Raw genomic sequence first — 17,147 nt, 5'->3', positions numbered from 1 at the left:
AAATAAGTGTTAAAAATAATATCTGGTAAATATAGAAACCAAATTATACATACCGCTAAAAATATCAAATATCGACCTTCCACTGGTAAGATCAAAGAGGCAATATTTAGTATATTAACCTCCGGTGAGTTTACCGATAATAAATTATTTAATGATAATACTCACATACTCGATTTATTTGCCGGTAGCGGAAACTTTGCTTTTGAGAGCCTATCAAGAGGAGCAGGTCTTGCTACCTTAATTGACATTGATCCGTCTTCACTAAAAATAGCAGAAGGATTTGCTAAATCTCTAAATATTGAAAATAAAATTAATTTTGTTAATCTTAATTCCTTAAATCTACCAAAAGCAAATAAAACTTTTGATCTTGTATTTATCGATCCCCCTTATCATAAGGATATAGTACCTAAAGTAATGAAGTTACTGGTAAAAAATAACTGGCTTAAAGACGGTTCTATCATAGTTATTGAGATGGCTAAACTAGATGACTATTTTTTAGATGAAAATATTGAAATTATACGTAAAAAACTATATAGTAAGAGTAAATTATTGATTTTAAGATATGCCCTTGCAAAATAAAAGGTTGTTAGACGAAGATCAACTTGGGGACAGAGTAAGGAGTTCGCAAGGTGAGGAGCGGAGCGTATACTTAATAGTGAGCACTGTAGAACTTATAGAACGACATAGCCAATTTTTGAAGTTCTAGCTGAGTATACAATGACTAAAGACAAAAAGCATTATACATGTTCTAATTGTGGAAATATTAATCCTAAATGGTCAGGGCAATGCTTTGATTGCGGTGTATGGGGTAGTATTGTTGAAGAGACAGTAAGTTCACATAAAACAATTATTAAAACAGGTAGCAAACAAGATTTTGATAAGCTTTCTGGTAACGTAGCCGAGCAGGTACGCATCCCTACCCCTATAGGCGAATTTAATAGAGTACTTGGTGGTGGTTTAGTGCTTGGCGCTGCTATATTAATAGGAGGCGACCCTGGTATAGGCAAATCTACTTTGTTACTGCAGTTAGCAGCAAGTAATTTTGCATCAAAGGTACATTGCTTATATATCACAGGTGAAGAATCATTAAACCAAATAAAATTAAGAGCTATAAGACTAAATCTAACTAATTATAATACAAAGATTTTAGCAGCTACTAATTTGGAAGATATTATTACAAGTATAGAAGCTAATAAAAATAATATTGATTTAGTAGTGATTGATTCTATTCAAACAATTACAACAAAAGAATTATCTTCACCTCCAGGCACTGTTTCACAAATTCGTACATGTGCAAATGAACTCGTTAATTATGCTAAGCAAAATAATATAATTATCCTGCTAAGCTGCCATGTAACTAAAGACGGGCAGCTAGCAGGTCCTAAAATACTTGAGCATTTAGTTGATACCGTATTATATTTTGAGGGAGAGCATAATAATCATTTCCGTATTTTACGCTCATACAAAAATCGTTTTGGCGGTGTGGGAGAAATAGGAGTATTTGAGATGAGCAGTAGCGGACTTATTGAAGTAACAAATCCGTCTGAACTATTTTTAATGAAGCGAGAGCAGAATGTTATAGGTACATCTATTTTTGCAGGAATTGAAGGTTCAAGACCTTTACTTATGGAAGTACAAGCCCTCATAGTACCATCAAATATGGTAACTCCTAGACACTCTGCAGTTGGTTGGGATGCTAACAGGTTATCAATGATACTTGCCGTACTTATTAGTAAGATAGGACTGAATTTTGCTAATTATGAAGTATATTTAAGCATTGCGGGGGGACTTAAAATTACCGATCCTGCTTCGGATCTTGCAGTAGCAGCGAGCTTAATATCTGCCGCAACAGGTAAGCCTGTACCTGAGCAAAGCATCTTCTTCGGTGAAATAAGCTTATCGGGTGAAATAAGAAAAACTGCAAAAGCAGAAATGAGAGTAAAAGAAGCCGTAAAACTTGGATTTAATAAGATTATCTGCTCTAAACTTGAGAATTTAACTTATAAATTTATATCTTCCGTCTCACATTTAAAGGACCTAAAAGAGATAATTAAATGATTATAGTTTATGAAATAAGAAATTTAGAAGAAGCACGTGATTTTTTATCTAGTGTAGAACAAAAGCTGATGTTAACAAATCATGTCTCTAGCGTAAAATATTACGGTATGCTAGCAATTGATTATATGTTTAAAACTTTAAGCAAAGAATTTCCTGAGAAAGTTTTAGATCTTACTGTAGATGTAAGAGATGATCACGCCGCTTTATTTACTGCAATCAAACTAGGGTATAAGAATATAATATATACAGGTAATTCAAATGAAGTGAGGGCATTATTACGTAGAATTGGCAAAGCGCCAACTATCTCATATCGTAGCTTGACCAAGTAGTATACGCATGTCATTCCCACGTAGGTATGAGTGAATCCAGAAAAAATAATATAAAAACAATGCAAATTAAAACTTAGTATACAATTTGTTTAAAAACCTAGATTCCAGCCTACGCGAAAATGACCTCGAGAGTTGAAAAAATGATACAAAAGAAAACTTAAAATATACAAGTAAAAACATAGTATTAACTAAAAAAACATGAATATCAAAGATATAGGAGTAATAGTTGCTAAAAAACCTTTAAAAGAAAATACCTTTATTATCACAGTTTTTACGAAAAATTATGGTTTATATTCGGGAGTTGTAAAAGCATCTTCTAAAAAAAGCAAATTTATATATCAAGAAGGTAATATTGTAGATTTTCTTTGGATGGCAAGGCTGCATGAACATATTGGCATAGCTAAATGTGAACTCATCAAATCTTACACCGGTTATTTTATTACAAATAAAACTAAATTATATGCCTTTAATTCCATTATATCTTTAATCAAAGAGTTATTGCATGAAAGAGAAGAATATTCTAATTTTTTTTCATTTCTCATTAACTATTTAGATAATTTATCAAAAAAATTTTTTTTTCGTGATTATATTAATTTTGAGCTGGCTTTACTTGACATAGCAGGTTATAAACTCGATCTTAGCAAGTGTGCCGTTAGTAATGTAAAACAAGATTTATACTATGTATCACCTAAATCAGGTAGAGCATTATCATATGAAGTAGGAAAACCTTATAAAGATAAATTATTGATTTTACCAAAATTTTTACTTTCAGATAATAGCAAGATTACACTGGAAGAAAAAAGACAAGCTTTAACTCTAACAAACTATTTTTTTAATAGATATTTATTTCATAATAATAGACACGCTGAAGCACGCCAAGCTTTTATGGAGTATATTCTTCATCGGTGTCATCCCGCGACTTAATCGCGGTATCCAAAAAATAACTTATAATATACATTTTTTACTAAATGTCGTGATCAAGTAACGGCATTACAAAGAATAGTTTATGAAAATACTAGCATTTGACACAGCAAATAATACTGCATCGGTAGCAATATCTGAAAATGAAAATATTCTTGCATATATAGAAGAATTAAACCATTCTATGCAAGCAGAAAATCTAATGCCCATGATAGAAGACGTAATGAAAGCAGCTAAATGTTCATATGATGATCTAGATTATTTAGCGGTCACTACCGGTCCCGGTAGCTTTACCGGTATTAGAATAGGTTTAGCTAGTGCTAAAGGTATATTATTTGCCAAGGAAAATATTAAAGCAGTCGCAGTTAACAATTTTGAATATGCTTATTTTAGAGCCATAACTCAAGTTAAAAAGTACGATAAGATATATGTCTTTTTAAACGCTTACCGCTCACAGCTTTATATGCAAGTTTTTCATAAATCGGGAAAAATAGAAGAGCCGTTATTGATAGATTTCAAGTATGCTATAAAGTTGCTTACAAATGACAAAGGTAGTATAGTTTGCTGCGGTAGTGGACTTGAATTTATATATAATCAAATTATGCATTTACCGAGTATAATAACCTTGCCGCGTTTTGCACGAGTTAAAGCATGGGTCATTTGTAGATATATTGCTAGTAAGGGTCGATGCGTTATAAAGTTAAATAGCTCTATCGAACCACTTTATATACGCCCTCCTGATGCTAAAATAGCTAAAAAAGGATAAGATTTTCTTAAATCTTATCCTTTTTTATTTAGAGTTCTATTATTTCATCTTCTAAGTTAAAACTGAACCCATAATTATTATTAGAATCTGATAATGCTCCTGATAATTTCATATTATAATTAACATTATACGGTTCTACTTCTTGCTTTACACACGTCTTGTCATGTATTAAGGTTATTATTTCCCCAACTAATGATTCTGATAAATGATGATTATCCGAGTTAATAATATCAATGATTCTTACTAGACTTTCATCTGAGGCATGATAAATTATTGTTGCTAGCTTATTATTTGAAATATTACTCATGATTCTTACTAAATTTTCATTTGGAATAATATCAAGCTTTTCTACAAGTTTTTCTTCTCCTACTAAAATAATTATATTTTCAAGCTGTTCATCAGTAATATCATCATTTGATAATTTTTTTAGTTTCTGCTCAACGAGTTCATCTAAAGAAAGGGTTTGATCTATATACATATTTAATGTATCTAATGGAATAAATTGCATCAATTTTTCAAAATGACAAGGCATAATATAATTAACTAATTTTTGTGCTTGCTCATTGGCAATATTATTAATTAATTCTGCCAATTTTTCATATGTCATCTTTTCAAAAATTTCATCTAATTCATTCTCAGGTGTGTTTAAAATTTCTTCTACCTGATCATTATTAGAAACTTTTTGAAATGATAAATTAAATTTAAATTTAAACCAAAAATCATAAACTTTATCAACTGTAGGCTTTATTGATTCTTTAATAGTTTTATATTTCGTGTCTACTGTCTTTTTAACTTCACTAAAACTATTAACTCCAAAATCATAAACTTTATCAACTGTAGGCTTTATTGATTCTTTAATAGTTTTATATTTCGTGTCTATTGTCTTTTTAACTTCACTAAAACTATTAACTCCAAAATCGTAAACTTTATTAACTGTAGGCTTTATTGATTCTTTAATAGTTTTATATTTCGTGTCTATTGTCTTTTTAACTTCACTAAAACTATTAACTCCAAAATCGTAAACTTTATTAACTGTAGGCTTTATTGATTCTTTAATAGTTTTATATTTCGTGTCTATTGTCTTTTTAACTTCACTAAAACTATTAACTCCAAAATCGTAAACTTTATTAACTGTAGGCTTTATTGATTCTTTAATAGTTTTATATTTCGTGTCTATTGTCTTTTTAACTTCACTAAAACTATTAACTCCAAAATCGTAAACTTTATTAACTGTAGGCTTTATTGATTCTTTAATAGTTTTATATTTCGTGTCTATTGTCTTTTTAACTTCACTAAAACTATTAACTCCAAAATCGTAAACTATTTTTACTGCTTCTTGGGAGTCTATTTTAGAACTTAAAACAGGATATTTAGCTTGAGCTTCTATTATTTTTTTATTACATCTTACACTTTCTTTGTCATACTGCTTAATCGTATTATCTAACACTACTAAAAATTCAGTATTTTCAGCATTTTGTTCTTTATCAGTAGTTTTCTTTGGAAAAGTTATAAAATAAAATTCACTATTAGCAGGATAGGAGGCTGGTTTTGAAGCAATATTAGGTGTGATTAAATTTTGTAACTTATTAAAAATTGACATTATTACCATAATGCTTCCTCATGTTTTATTATAATAATTAGCGCTGCATTGTAATAAAATAATATAAGGAGGTCAAGATAAATACTAATAATTATTAACTTTTGTTTATTATTATATTTTACTTAAATGATTAAATGTATCAATGGAGGATATCTTACTAAATGTCATGCGCGCAAAAACTAGAATTTGTTATGGTACTAGATGTCATTCCCGTGAAAGTTTTTATAGGTTCTACTGGATTCCTGCAATGACATAAAGAGTATTACCGCAACAACAATGAGCTTGTAGCAGAATCGAGTTAAAATACTAACATTATCTATAATTGTCTCTGTTCTTGAATTAACTCAAAAACCTCAACTACATCATTCTCTCTAATATCTTCGTAATTTTCAAATGCTATACCACACTCATATCCTTCTCTAACTTCTTTAACTTCATCTTTAAAGCGTTTTAAGGTTTTGAGTTTTCCTTCATGAATGACTATATTATCACGTAATAGGCGTACGTCCGCTCCTTTCTTAATAATCCCTTTAGTTACATAGCTACCGGCAATTTTTCCAACTTTGGTAACGTTAAATACCCGTCTAATTTCTACGCTGCCTATATATTGCTCTCTGACAATCGGATCAAGCATACCGCTCATAATAGCTTTCACATCATCAATTAAATTATATATTATACTATAATATCTAATATCAATTTTTGCTTTTTCTGCGGCAGTTAAGGCATTTACCCCTGCTCTAACATTAAAGCCAACAATAATAGCGGAAGAAGCATGTGCAAGAGATATATCGGATTCCGTTATCGGACCTACACCGCTATGAAGTATACGCAGTTTTATCTCATCACTCGGTAATTTTAATAAGCTACCTAAAATTGCTTCAACTGAACCATGAACATCACCTTTAATAATTAAAGGTAATTCCTTAATTTTACTATTACCGGAAGCTTTCAAAAATAAATCTTCTAAACTTGAACGTGGAGCAATAGATATTTTCTTTTCTTTAGCAAGACGCATTCTATATTCAGCTATATCTTTTGCTTGTTTCTCATTTTGTACTACGTTAAATTTAACACCAGCAAAAGGCACTTCATTTAAACCTTGAATTTCTACAGGAACAGACGGAGTTGCTTCCGCTATTTCTAGTCCCTTATCATTAGTCATCTTTTTAACTTTACCGTAAGAAGTACCAGCTATTATAATATCACCGTTTTTTAAAGTACCTCTCTGAACTAATATAGTCGTTAGCGTTCCTCTTCCTTTTTCAATTTTTGACTCGATTACAACACCAGCAGCCGAACCGAAAGGGCTTGCTTTTAAATCCTGCATTTCTGCAATTAATAAAATTGCTTCCTCAAGTTTATCTAAGTTAATTTTCTTTAGTGCCGAGATAGGAATAACCATAACGTCACCCCCTGCTTCTTCACCAATAATTTCATGAATATATAACTCGTTTTTGACACGCTCAATATCAATATTAGGCTTATCAATCTTATTAATAGCAATAATTATAGGGACACCAGCTACTTTCGCATGATTAATTGCTTCAACTGTTTGTGTTTTGATTCCATCATCTGCTGCGACTACTATAATCGCTATATCCGTTACTTTAGTACCTCTTGAACGCATTTCCGAAAAAGCTTCATGTCCGGGAGTATCAATAAAAGTAATTGCTCTACCATCTGCAAGAGTTACTCTATAAGCACCAATATGTTGAGTAATGCCGCCTATCTCACCTGCAGCAATATCTGTAGATTTCAGAGCATCAAGTAATGAGGTTTTACCATGATCTACATGGCCCATTACCGTCACAACCGGTGCACGTGTTCTTAAATCTTCAACCTTATCATCACTAATTAAAACATTTTCAACATCTGATTCTTGGACTCTTTTTACCTTATGGCCTAAATTTGTTGCAACTAGTTCCGCTGTATCGGCATCTATTACTTGGCTGGCATTAGCAAGAATACCAAGATTCATTAGTTCTTTAATCACATCCGCCACTCTTTCAGACATAGCATTTGCAAGATCACCAACACCGATAACTTCCGGTATCGTCACTTCTCTATATACTTTCTCAGGTGCTTGCAACACTAATTTACGTTTTTCTTTTTCTCTTGCTCTTTTTATAGAAGCAAGACTTCTAGTTCTAGTTCTACCACTACCACTCTCATCATCACTAAGCATATTGAAAAGATCAACTTTTTTGAATTTTTTCGGTTCTTCTAGCTTAATCTTTTGTACAACTACTTTACTCTCTGCTGTTTTATCTGACTCTTTCTCTGATTCTATACTGTAACGTGTTCGCATCCCTACTAAAGGAGACTTTACAAAAGTTTCTGCTTTCTTTTTATATATTTGTGACAGTATATCTTCATCACCTTGAACGATTTTAGCACTAACTTCTACTTTATTTTCTGTGATATTTTGCCGTTTTTGTGCAACTTCTTTATCAGTTTCTAGAGTTTCTATTTTTAAGTTAGTAGACTGGTTAATACTTGCAAGTTTACTTAAAGTGCTTATTTGTGAAGGGTCATTTAATTTAGATTGCTCAGCAGCTTTTTTAAGAATAGATAAACGTCTGTTAAATTCTTCCTTATTAGCATCAATAACAGTTTGATCTAAGTTATTTCTCTCTTTATTTAATGAAATGGTAGTAGTACTACCGATAGAGCTTTTTCTAACTTCTACTAGCGTTTTAGATTTAGCATTAACAAAGCTTTGAGCTCCTGTAAGAGAATCAAAAGACTTATTAAGCGATAATTTTGAATTGCCAAGTGTCAACTTTTTGGGTTTGATTTCCTGGTTATCCGTCATATTTAAAACCTTTGTATTTCTATTTTTCCTGTATATTATGAAGAAAAGCTAATTGTATACTGTACTTATTTCCGCGGAAGCGGGAATCCAGAATAAATATTCTAATAATAACAGGACATACTTGATAAAACAAACCTATAAAAAACAAGTTTTTATAGGTGTTTTCTTACTTCCTGCTTTCGTAAGAATAACATACACCCTACACCCAATTCTCTAATTACTTTTTAATTCGCTATGCTGTCTAGCAGTTTTAATCAGCAATTTAATATTTTCGTCCGTTATATTAGCACTTGGAGCTAAATTTTTAAATTCATTTACACTCATCTCTCCTAAATCTTCTATAGTCTTTATACCATATTCGGCAAATTTTAATATTAATTCAAGCGGTAATTCTAATATATCTATTACTTCTTGCTCAACTCCCAGCTCCTCTAACTTTTTGATAATCTTTTCATTTTTAAGGTTAACATAATTAATAGCGCGATTTTTGATCTCTACAGCAAGTTCTTCCTCAAAACCTTCAATTCTTGTTAAAGTACTTATCTCACTATTTGCAATCTGTTCTACCGAATTAAATCCTGTTACCGATAAAAGCTGACCTATGACCTCTTCAACATCCAAAGCCTCCATAAATAATCCCGTAGAAGTTAAGAATTCTTCATTTCTTCTTTTTGACTCTTGCTCTTCAGTCATTATGTCGATATTCCAACCGGTAAGCTTAGAAGCTAAGCGGACATTCTGCCCTCTTCTACCTATTGCAATACTTTGATTTTCTTGCGAAACTACTACTTCTACCTTATGACTATCCTCATCAATCAAAATTTTTGTGATTGCAGCAGCTGCAAGCGGTGCGAGAGCATTAACTATAAACTGTGCAAGATCATTACTCCATAACACTATATCAATTTTCTCTCCGTTTAACTCATTTGTTACAGCTTTTACTCTATTACCTCTAATACCTACGCATGATCCTACGGGATCTATACTACTATCCGAAGCAAATACTGCTATTTTTGCTTTTGAACCAGGATCACGTGCTACCGATTTTATTTGAATAATATCTTCAAAAATTTCAGGTACCTCTAGCTTAAATAGATTAACCAGCATTTGGTTATCTACTCTAGACAAAAAAATTTGAGGTCCTTTTGTTTCTTGCCTTACATCCTGTACATATGCTTTTATACGATCATTAGGTTTAAAATTCTCACCCTTAATTAATTGATCTTTTTTTATTATTGCTTCAGCACGACTTAGATCAACTATTATATCACCATATTCTATTCTCTTAACTATCCCGTTTATAATTTCGCCTTTTCTATCTTTAAAGTCATGATATTGTTTTGCACGTTCAGCTTCTATAACACGTTGAGTTATAACTTGTTTTGCAGCTTGAGCTGATACTCTAGCATGATCAATCGGCGGTAAATATTCATATATCTCATCACCGATTTTAGCTGCCGGATTTTTTATTAAAGCTTCTTCAAATGAAATTTGCGTTAAGTAATCTTCTACATTTTCTACTATTTTTAAGATCCTTAAAAGATTTATCTCACCAGTTTTCCTATTTATCTGAGCTTTAATATTATATTCATTACCGTATTTTTTGCGTCCTGCTACTTGTACCGCTTGTTCAACCGTTGAAATTAAAATTTCTTTTGATATACCTTTCTCACGAGCTACAGAATTTATAATTTGTAAAATTTCTACATTACCTATATTAGACATAAATCATCTCTTATTGCTTTAGCAATTTTTTAAATATTTCTTCCGTTAAAACTAGATTAGCATTTTTAATTAAATTATAATCAATTAGTACTGCTTGTTCTACACATTTTAAATATATTTAATTATTTATTTTCGGCTTTAATTATTTTACCCTGATAACTGGTTTTGTCATTCAATAATTCTTTCAGTGTGATTTTAACTTCTCTTCCCAAAAATCTATTATAATTTTCAAACTTTACTAATGGACGTTCAAGGCCACTTGATGCTACTTCTAAAGAAGATGCATCTTCTATTAAATTTTCAACATCTAGAATAGCGGGAATAGTTCTACTTACTTTAGTACAATCTTCTACAGATACTTTTTCACTGTTTAAGCTATCAATCAATATCTCAACTACTTTAGAGTTAACACCTTTAAACTTAACAAGAACTAATTCGAACCCCATATCGATCAAGGATTCTTCTATTACATTTGTTATTTGTTGTTCAATAGTTTGCATATTCAATATTTATAATAAAAAAGGTGGGGATAAACCCACCCATCTATAAATTTTTATAATGCTTATCCATAATGAAAATACACTAATTAGAATATATAAGCAATATTTAACTTCATCTTTTTCATACTTTATGGTCATTCCCGCGAAAGCGGTAATCCAGGAAAACATAAAAAATTGTTTTTATATGTTTATTTTATCAAATATATACCTATATTAAGAGATTATTTTCTAGATTTCCGCTTCCACGGGAAAGCGTTGTTAAGTGGATCGATTTCACATCTATAAGTTATAGGAAAATAGCCATTTTCTTTTTCCACATATTAAAAACTCTTTATTCCCCTTAGCACCTAGTATAGGGCTGTCTATTATACCAAATATTTTAAAATTATGCTCTTTCACAAGCCAATCTTTGATTTTATTGCATACTTTTCGATGTAGAATAGAATTTTTTATAATACCGCCTTTTTCAACCTCATGCTTTTTGACTTCAAATTGCGGTTTTATTAAAGCAATAAGCATACAATCTTCTTTAGCTAAATTTAGTGAAGTCGGTAATATAGTAGTTAAACTAATAAAGCTGGCATCACAAACAATTAAATCAGGCTTCATTGTTATTTGTTTATCGGTTAAATATCGTGCATTAGTCTTCTCAAGCACTTTAATTTGCAAATTGTTGCGTAATTTAGGATGAAGCTCACCATAACCAACATCTACAGCAAAAATTAATTTTGCTTTACGCTCAAGTAACACTTGGGTAAAACCACCAGTACTACTACCGATATCAATACAAACTAAATTTTCAGTAGTAATTTTAAAATAATCCAAAGCGGCAATTAACTTTAATGCACCCCTTGAAACATAATTATGCTTCGGTAGCTTTACCTTAATGTTGGTGTCATTTATATTAACCTGTATCCCGGGCTTAATTAACTGCTCATACTTATTATGTACTTTACCTTGGATAATCAAGCTTTGTGCTATGGTAATATCTGTTACAAAACCTTTTTGCAGTAAATATTCATCAAGCCTTATTTTCATTGCTTTAATCATTTTAATATTTACTTGATTAATTTGTCCTAATAGAATTAAATTAGTGTATTTAAAAATACTACCATTTTGCTCTGCATTATACACTAAATAATTTTCAATATTAGGATCAAGTTTAGAAAAATAGGTTAGATTCTTAATAAAATCTGCCTGTAGTAGAGTGGAATTAAATTTATATCGCTTTGATCTTCGCCCTACTCACTAATACAATCTATTTCATATCCGGTTTTATCTCGCCAAAAATAACAATTTGTTGGTAATCCTAAATTTAATCTACCTTTTAAAAGTTCTAATATAACTAAATATTTCACCCCTTTAAGATAATGACTTTCTAATGGTTTATCTTGTGTGCAAGTACTAACAAATTGCAAGCAATACTGGCATCATAAAAATACAATTTCGGCATCTTTATAAGTTGCTTGTTAAAATTTTTATAAAATCCTAAAGAAAAGAAATAATATAGTTCACTTCAAGTATGTTAATCCTCTGCCTAGCTTAGTATACGAAATACTGCAATCTTGGGCAAGAGATGGAAAATTCACAATCTGACCTATTCTGCATATACATAATTAAAAAATTATGCAATTGATTTAATCACTGATATTTTTAGTTGCCGGACATCTATCTCGTTCAATATAAATCTGATATAGTTTGGATAAAAATCAAGGAAGGATATATTTAGATGATGTAAAGAAGGATAACCACCCTTAAATATAGAAGTTAAAGGATTTGCTACTTTTTAAATTTCAGCAAGGCTAAGAGATAATAAAGTAACAATCCCAATACTGCAAGGGATTGTATTATATGATGGATTCAGGGCAAAATTTTAAGAACAGGTAATTACATATCTTTCTTTTTGAGGTGAGTCATCTACTACCCTTGTAAATAAGATAATAACTCAGACACATATTGCACTACATCATACCTAGATAAAAAGGCACGCATATCTTCTTTTACTTACAGTCTAATATAAATATCTAACAATACATAATGTAAGTAAAGAAATAACATTTTAGCTAGAGTAGTTTTGCATGATTGTCTAGGACCGTACCGACTACTGGCAAAAACTTAGAATATCGCTCTATTACTTACTTTTAGAAAATGCTGAAACACAGCTATATCAACTCAATTGAAATTAATTTTATAGTTTCAATTTAGCATAACTTAAATTTTATTATATTCAAATATTCTTCTCAAATCCTAACCAATATATGTCTTTTTTTACCAGCAGAGAGTTTTATAACACTTTTATCAAGTAAGAAATTAGTATTAATTATCATGTTCTCATCTTCTATTAACTTATCATTTATCTTAGCTCCTTTCCCTCTTATCAGTTTGCGTGCTTCTGATTTAGAGGTAGCAAGACCTGCTTCATGAAACAACTCATATGCATTAATACCTGCTTGTAATATTTCGAGTTCTAAAACAACCGTATGCAGATTTTCATCGATTTCTCCTTGTTCAAATATCTTTACTGCAGTTTCTAGAGCTGATTTTGCCGCTTGCTCTGAATGACAAAGCTTCGTTAACTCATAAGCAAGCTGTTTTTTAGCTGCATTAATATCTTCAGCTACTAAATTCTCAAATTTTGTAAATTCTTTAGTGTTTAACTCACTAAATAATTTGGCAAATCTAATGACATCGGCATCCTCACAATTACGCCAATATTGGTAATAATCATACGGGCTTAATAAATCTTCATTAAGCCACACGGCACCTGCAGCAGTCTTTCCCATCTTAGCACCTGAGCTAGTCGTAAGTAACGGCGTCGTCATACCGAATACTTCTTTGCTGCTTATTTTACGAATTAAATCCACTCCTATTACGATATTTCCCCATTGATCACTACCGCCAAGTTGTAAACTACAATTATAATACTTACTTAAATAGTAAAAATCATATGCTTGCAGCAACATATAGTTAAATTCTAAGAAGCTTAAATGCTGCTCTCGTTCAAGCCTTAATCTTACTGAATCCATAGTGAGCATGCGGTTTACTGAGAAATAGCTACCGAAATCCCGTAGGAAATCTAAATAATTAAGAGAATCTAGCCACTCTGAATTATCTAGCATAATAGCATCGCTGCTCTCCTCACCGAATTTGATAAATTTTGACAGTGATTTCTTTATACCCTCAGCATTTTTAGCTATCTCTTCTTTACTTAAAATTTTACGTGCTTCGTCTTTCCAAGTAGGATCACCGATTTTACTCGTACCTCCACCGATAATCACAATAGGCTTATGACCATGCTGCTGAAGCAATCGCAAGATCATTATCTGCATTAAACTACCGATGTGAAGTGATGTAGCAGTACAATCAAAACCTATATAAGCAGCTATTTTTGTTTCTTTTGTTATACTAGTTAACCGATCCAAATTGGTACATTGATGGAAATATCCTTTGTTTCTAAATTCTTTAATAAAGGTCATAGTAATGTTTTTTATCCTTTTAAAAATTCTTTTTTTGTTTTTCTGTTAGTCACGTTCAATATAGACATTTTACTCATATATATTTGAGCAGACTTGTGCAATAAAGTTATTTCACTTTGATTATTAAACTTTTGCTGCTTTTTAAAGTTATTTTCAATATCTTGTTCATATAAATCTAATTTATCACCCATATACATCTTCTATTTCTACACCTTATTTATTATAAAGGATGTAAAAACTTTGTCTATATTTTGATATATTTTTCACTCTTATAAAATAAGAAATTATTAATTTTTTCAGAATTATTTAATACTTCTCCTTGAAATGTGATGACATATTAGTTTATAATGCACCTAAGACAAAAAACTATCAATATGGTAACTTTTGTTATAGCACAGAGTAGTTTGGCTTCTCTGCATAATGCCATGGAATGTCCTAAAATGCAGTTTATACCCAAGCATAGAAGCAGCAAATTTCACTTATGAAAATACAGCAGGTATAGTAAACGGAGTAGCCGGCATATCTCATCTTGTTTATGATAATTTACCTAGTTACAGGAAACGGTAGATCGAGCAGGAAGCACAGAAATAGTTTCATGGATAAAAATGCTGTAGCGTAAATATTAAACTCTAACAAACAATTCAAAACGTTGTTGCACAGATCAATCACCACCCTATTATCCTAGCTCACTTAATTACGGGATGTAGTCTTTTTATTTTTTTGGATAACGTGGTCAAGCTACGATGACACATTGGAGTTATTGATCCACACAACAATAATACCTAATATGCTCTCAAAAACTTATAAAAATCTTAACTTATGCTTTTTTAAGTAAAAATTTAATAATGCTTCATTTAAATTAACTTGTTTATAGGAATTAAATAATAGTTTAATAGAATTAATAAATAAGTTAAGTTAGCGACGTTATTATGTCAAAAGACAACGAACCAGCTAACTCACTTACTACTGAGAAGCAAATTAAAGAAATTATTAGTGGTGCAAGAAACGATATAAGGGATATAGAAGGTTATGTTCTAGGACAGTTAAAAAATCAAATAATAGCAGATAAAGAACCTATTGATATTAATAGCAAAGATTTTAAGGAAATATTTGAGGCTGATCATAATGAAACTTCTACAATAGAAATAAATGAAAAACAAGAAGTAATAAAAAACAACATTATAAATGTTCGGGCAACAATACTTGCAATAAATGAAAGAATATAAAGGGCAGTAGAAGCAATGAACCTCACCTGATAGTTTCAAGGGACTTAAACAAGAAATGGAAAAGTGTTCCACTAAATTTTGAGAAGCTATTACTTCTAGTGTATTACTTCTAGTGAAAAATAAATAATTTAATAAAAAATCGTTTTAAATAAGAGGTATAAATGAAGCTGTACCTTTTAGTGCATTAATAGACGGACAAGCCACTCAAATGAATATGGGAGAAAAAAGAACTTGGTGAACAATATAAAAATATAGAGATACCTGACAAATTATATGAAGATATAGTTATCAATGGAAATAATTTGCTTAAAGATCAGCTAGCAGAAAATATTATTGGACTAGAAATAAAAACTTTTGATAAACCACTAATTACTCTTAAAACTGAGTATGACACACCTTATAAAGTAATAACTTTAGATAAGATTAAACTCGAGAATCCTGCAAATGTAAAAATTTTTAATGAAGCAATTAATAATAAGATTAATGAATTTAACAACAGAAATTTTATAAGCTTTACCTATGCTGTACAGCTAAATTCATAAAGCAGAAGATTTGATGAATTTAAGGCAGAGCATACGGAAGTACTGTAAGTGCGAATTTAGCAAAATTAGCTTGTATTGCAATATCACATATGTTTTATGAATTACGCTATACAAGTTCACTTTAAAATTTAATTCCAAATGCCTTACTGATTTTTGTTATATTTTATAATAATAAAATTGCGTTGTTTTTAAATGCATCTTCTAAAACCCTTTTTCAAAGAGTTACAGGAAAAATTAATATTACCGGCTTAAGCTGTGTCAGGTCCTTCCTTTTTATTTTTTCTATATCCTTACTAACTTGGTACTACAATAGCAATATGCTCTGTATTAGCCCATTTTTATATTATGGATATATCCTTAATTAGCAAACTTTTGTGCTTGAATAAAACTACCATCACGATTGCCTGCTTTAACATAATTCCACCGTGTGTTATTCCAGATGTTTCAAGCCACTCAGCTTTCTTATTTGATAAAGTAGGTATAAATTCTTTATCGTTTTCAGGATGAAGAAATAGAGACTTATTTGAAAGACTTAAGATACACTAGCAACATACGCAAAATAACTACAATGAGTCAAACGTTTGAACTTAGAAGAGTTATATTTTTCTGTTTTTTCTAATAAAGTTTCTTCTGACTTATAATTTATTACATTACCTTTCTACCATTTTTCCTCAACATTTCAAGAGTTAATTATCTCTAATTTTTTTAGTATTTTCCAATATATTTGATGCTTGTACAGTCATATTAATACAAAATAAGTAAATTATATTGATTTTTCTCATGTTAACAATATATTATATGATAATTCAACTATTAATTATAATTTTTTATATTTTATTATTTAGAGAAATATAAGAACCTTCTATGTTTCTTGACAAATGCTATGCTTTTATATATACTTTCCCGTATGTTAGATACAAAAAATAAGACTTAGAAATTAAGCTCTAAATTAAATATATAAATTTACTTGAAGCTCTAGCACCCGTAGCTCAATTGGATAGAGTATATGACTACGGATCATAAGGTTAGGGGTTCGACTCCTCTCGGGTGCACCAGTTATTTTAAAACTTTCAAGACATAAAACTTATCCTAAACTTCACATTAATAATAACTTTACTAAAACGAACTTAAAGCTTCAGCTAATCTATCGATATTCATAAAAATTTCCTTTACCTAACTAAGTCTC

The 17,147-nt window shown here is 30.6% G+C and carries 13 protein-coding genes, 1 tRNA gene and 1 pseudogene; 8 read left to right on the top strand and 7 right to left on the bottom strand.

Annotation, left to right across the window (positions count from 1 at the left end; all coding sequences use genetic code 11):
- The first annotated feature begins 6 nt into the window (after positions 1 to 6).
- From A1E_RS02085 to tsaB, 5 genes are all read left to right on the top strand, one after another.
- Positions 7 to 579, top strand: coding sequence for an RsmD family RNA methyltransferase (locus A1E_RS02085; RefSeq protein ID WP_012148591.1), 573 nt, complete (start codon positions 7 to 9; stop codon positions 577 to 579).
- Between the two features lie 138 nt (positions 580 to 717).
- Positions 718 to 2,058, top strand: a complete 1,341-nt coding sequence (gene radA, locus A1E_RS02080; protein WP_012148590.1) for a DNA repair protein RadA — start codon at positions 718 to 720, stop codon at positions 2,056 to 2,058.
- The gene (locus A1E_RS02075; RefSeq protein ID WP_012148589.1) at positions 2,055 to 2,387 is read left to right on the top strand and encodes a hypothetical protein; all 333 of its coding nucleotides are present in this window, start codon (positions 2,055 to 2,057) and stop codon (positions 2,385 to 2,387) included. Before radA ends, A1E_RS02075 begins: the two co-directional genes overlap by 4 nt.
- Before the next feature lie 198 nt (positions 2,388 to 2,585).
- Positions 2,586 to 3,311, top strand: coding sequence for a DNA repair protein RecO (gene recO / locus A1E_RS02070; RefSeq protein WP_012148588.1), 726 nt, complete (start codon positions 2,586 to 2,588; stop codon positions 3,309 to 3,311).
- Between the two features lie 82 nt (positions 3,312 to 3,393).
- Positions 3,394 to 4,074: a tRNA (adenosine(37)-N6)-threonylcarbamoyltransferase complex dimerization subunit type 1 TsaB gene (tsaB, locus tag A1E_RS02065; RefSeq protein ID WP_012148587.1), complete on the top strand. Its 681-nt coding sequence runs from the start codon at positions 3,394 to 3,396 to the stop codon at positions 4,072 to 4,074.
- 28 nt (positions 4,075 to 4,102) lie between these two features.
- On the opposite strand, the gene A1E_RS07430 is transcribed toward tsaB, so the two are convergent.
- From A1E_RS07430 to A1E_RS02025, 7 genes and pseudogenes are all read right to left on the bottom strand, one after another.
- Positions 4,103 to 5,683 carry a hypothetical protein gene (locus A1E_RS07430; RefSeq protein ID WP_012148586.1) on the bottom strand — a complete coding sequence of 527 codons (1,581 nt, stop codon included), beginning with the start codon at positions 5,681 to 5,683 and terminating at the stop codon, positions 4,103 to 4,105.
- A 307-nt stretch (positions 5,684 to 5,990) separates the two neighbouring features.
- On the bottom strand, positions 5,991 to 8,492 hold the full coding sequence (infB, locus tag A1E_RS02055; protein ID WP_012148585.1) for a translation initiation factor IF-2: 2,502 nt from the start codon (positions 8,490 to 8,492) through the stop codon (positions 5,991 to 5,993).
- A gap of 213 nt (positions 8,493 to 8,705) precedes the next feature.
- On the bottom strand, positions 8,706 to 10,217 hold the full coding sequence (nusA, locus tag A1E_RS02050; RefSeq protein WP_012148584.1) for a transcription termination factor NusA: 1,512 nt from the start codon (positions 10,215 to 10,217) through the stop codon (positions 8,706 to 8,708).
- Positions 10,218 to 10,227: 10 nt separating this feature from the next.
- Positions 10,228 to 10,717: pseudogene (rimP, locus tag A1E_RS02045) on the bottom strand (ribosome maturation factor RimP).
- 279 nt (positions 10,718 to 10,996) lie between these two features.
- Complete coding sequence (locus A1E_RS02040; protein ID WP_041405271.1) at positions 10,997 to 11,755, bottom strand: TlyA family RNA methyltransferase; 759 nt, start codon at positions 11,753 to 11,755, stop codon at positions 10,997 to 10,999.
- 1,202 nt (positions 11,756 to 12,957) lie between these two features.
- Positions 12,958 to 14,193, bottom strand: coding sequence for a tyrosine--tRNA ligase (gene tyrS / locus A1E_RS02030; protein WP_012148580.1), 1,236 nt, complete (start codon positions 14,191 to 14,193; stop codon positions 12,958 to 12,960).
- 11 nt (positions 14,194 to 14,204) lie between these two features.
- Complete coding sequence (locus tag A1E_RS02025; RefSeq protein ID WP_012148579.1) at positions 14,205 to 14,384, bottom strand: hypothetical protein; 180 nt, start codon at positions 14,382 to 14,384, stop codon at positions 14,205 to 14,207.
- A gap of 738 nt (positions 14,385 to 15,122) precedes the next feature.
- Between A1E_RS02025 and A1E_RS02020 the strand changes: the two genes are divergently transcribed.
- The 3 genes from A1E_RS02020 to A1E_RS02010 all read left to right on the top strand — a co-directional run bounded on the left by A1E_RS02020 (position 15,123) and on the right by A1E_RS02010 (position 17,016).
- Positions 15,123 to 15,419: a hypothetical protein gene (locus A1E_RS02020; protein WP_012148578.1), complete on the top strand. Its 297-nt coding sequence runs from the start codon at positions 15,123 to 15,125 to the stop codon at positions 15,417 to 15,419.
- A 302-nt stretch (positions 15,420 to 15,721) separates the two neighbouring features.
- Positions 15,722 to 15,961 carry a hypothetical protein gene (locus tag A1E_RS02015; RefSeq protein WP_012148577.1) on the top strand — a complete coding sequence of 80 codons (240 nt, stop codon included), beginning with the start codon at positions 15,722 to 15,724 and terminating at the stop codon, positions 15,959 to 15,961.
- Between the two features lie 978 nt (positions 15,962 to 16,939).
- Positions 16,940 to 17,016: transfer RNA gene (locus A1E_RS02010), tRNA-Arg, on the top strand.
- Positions 17,017 to 17,147 lie beyond the last annotated feature (131 nt).

Origin of the sequence: Rickettsia canadensis str. McKiel, from assembly GCF_000014345.1 — a bacterium.
GTDB classification, from domain to species: Bacteria; Pseudomonadota; Alphaproteobacteria; order Rickettsiales; family Rickettsiaceae; genus Rickettsia; species Rickettsia canadensis.
The sequence above is the reverse complement of the archived record's forward strand: the minus strand, read 5'-3'. Positions and strand labels throughout refer to the sequence as shown.

Bases quoted from the DNA above. Each gene is read 5' to 3' on its own strand.
- radA (WP_012148590.1), top strand. From the start codon at position 718: ATGACTAAAGACAAAAAGCATTATACATGTTCTAATTGTGGAAATATT.
- A1E_RS02075 (WP_012148589.1), top strand. From the start codon at position 2,055: ATGATTATAGTTTATGAAATAAGAAATTTAGAAGAAGCACGTGATTTT.
- recO (WP_012148588.1), top strand. From the start codon at position 2,586: ATGAATATCAAAGATATAGGAGTAATAGTTGCTAAAAAACCTTTAAAA.
- tsaB (WP_012148587.1), top strand. From the start codon at position 3,394: ATGAAAATACTAGCATTTGACACAGCAAATAATACTGCATCGGTAGCA.
- A1E_RS07430 (WP_012148586.1), bottom strand. From the start codon at position 5,683: ATGGTAATAATGTCAATTTTTAATAAGTTACAAAATTTAATCACACCT.
- infB (WP_012148585.1), bottom strand. From the start codon at position 8,492: ATGACGGATAACCAGGAAATCAAACCCAAAAAGTTGACACTTGGCAAT.
- nusA (WP_012148584.1), bottom strand. From the start codon at position 10,217: ATGTCTAATATAGGTAATGTAGAAATTTTACAAATTATAAATTCTGTA.
- A1E_RS02040 (WP_041405271.1), bottom strand. From the start codon at position 11,755: ATGAAAATAAGGCTTGATGAATATTTACTGCAAAAAGGTTTTGTAACA.
- tyrS (WP_012148580.1), bottom strand. From the start codon at position 14,193: ATGACCTTTATTAAAGAATTTAGAAACAAAGGATATTTCCATCAATGT.
- A1E_RS02025 (WP_012148579.1), bottom strand. From the start codon at position 14,384: ATGGGTGATAAATTAGATTTATATGAACAAGATATTGAAAATAACTTT.
- A1E_RS02020 (WP_012148578.1), top strand. From the start codon at position 15,123: ATGTCAAAAGACAACGAACCAGCTAACTCACTTACTACTGAGAAGCAA.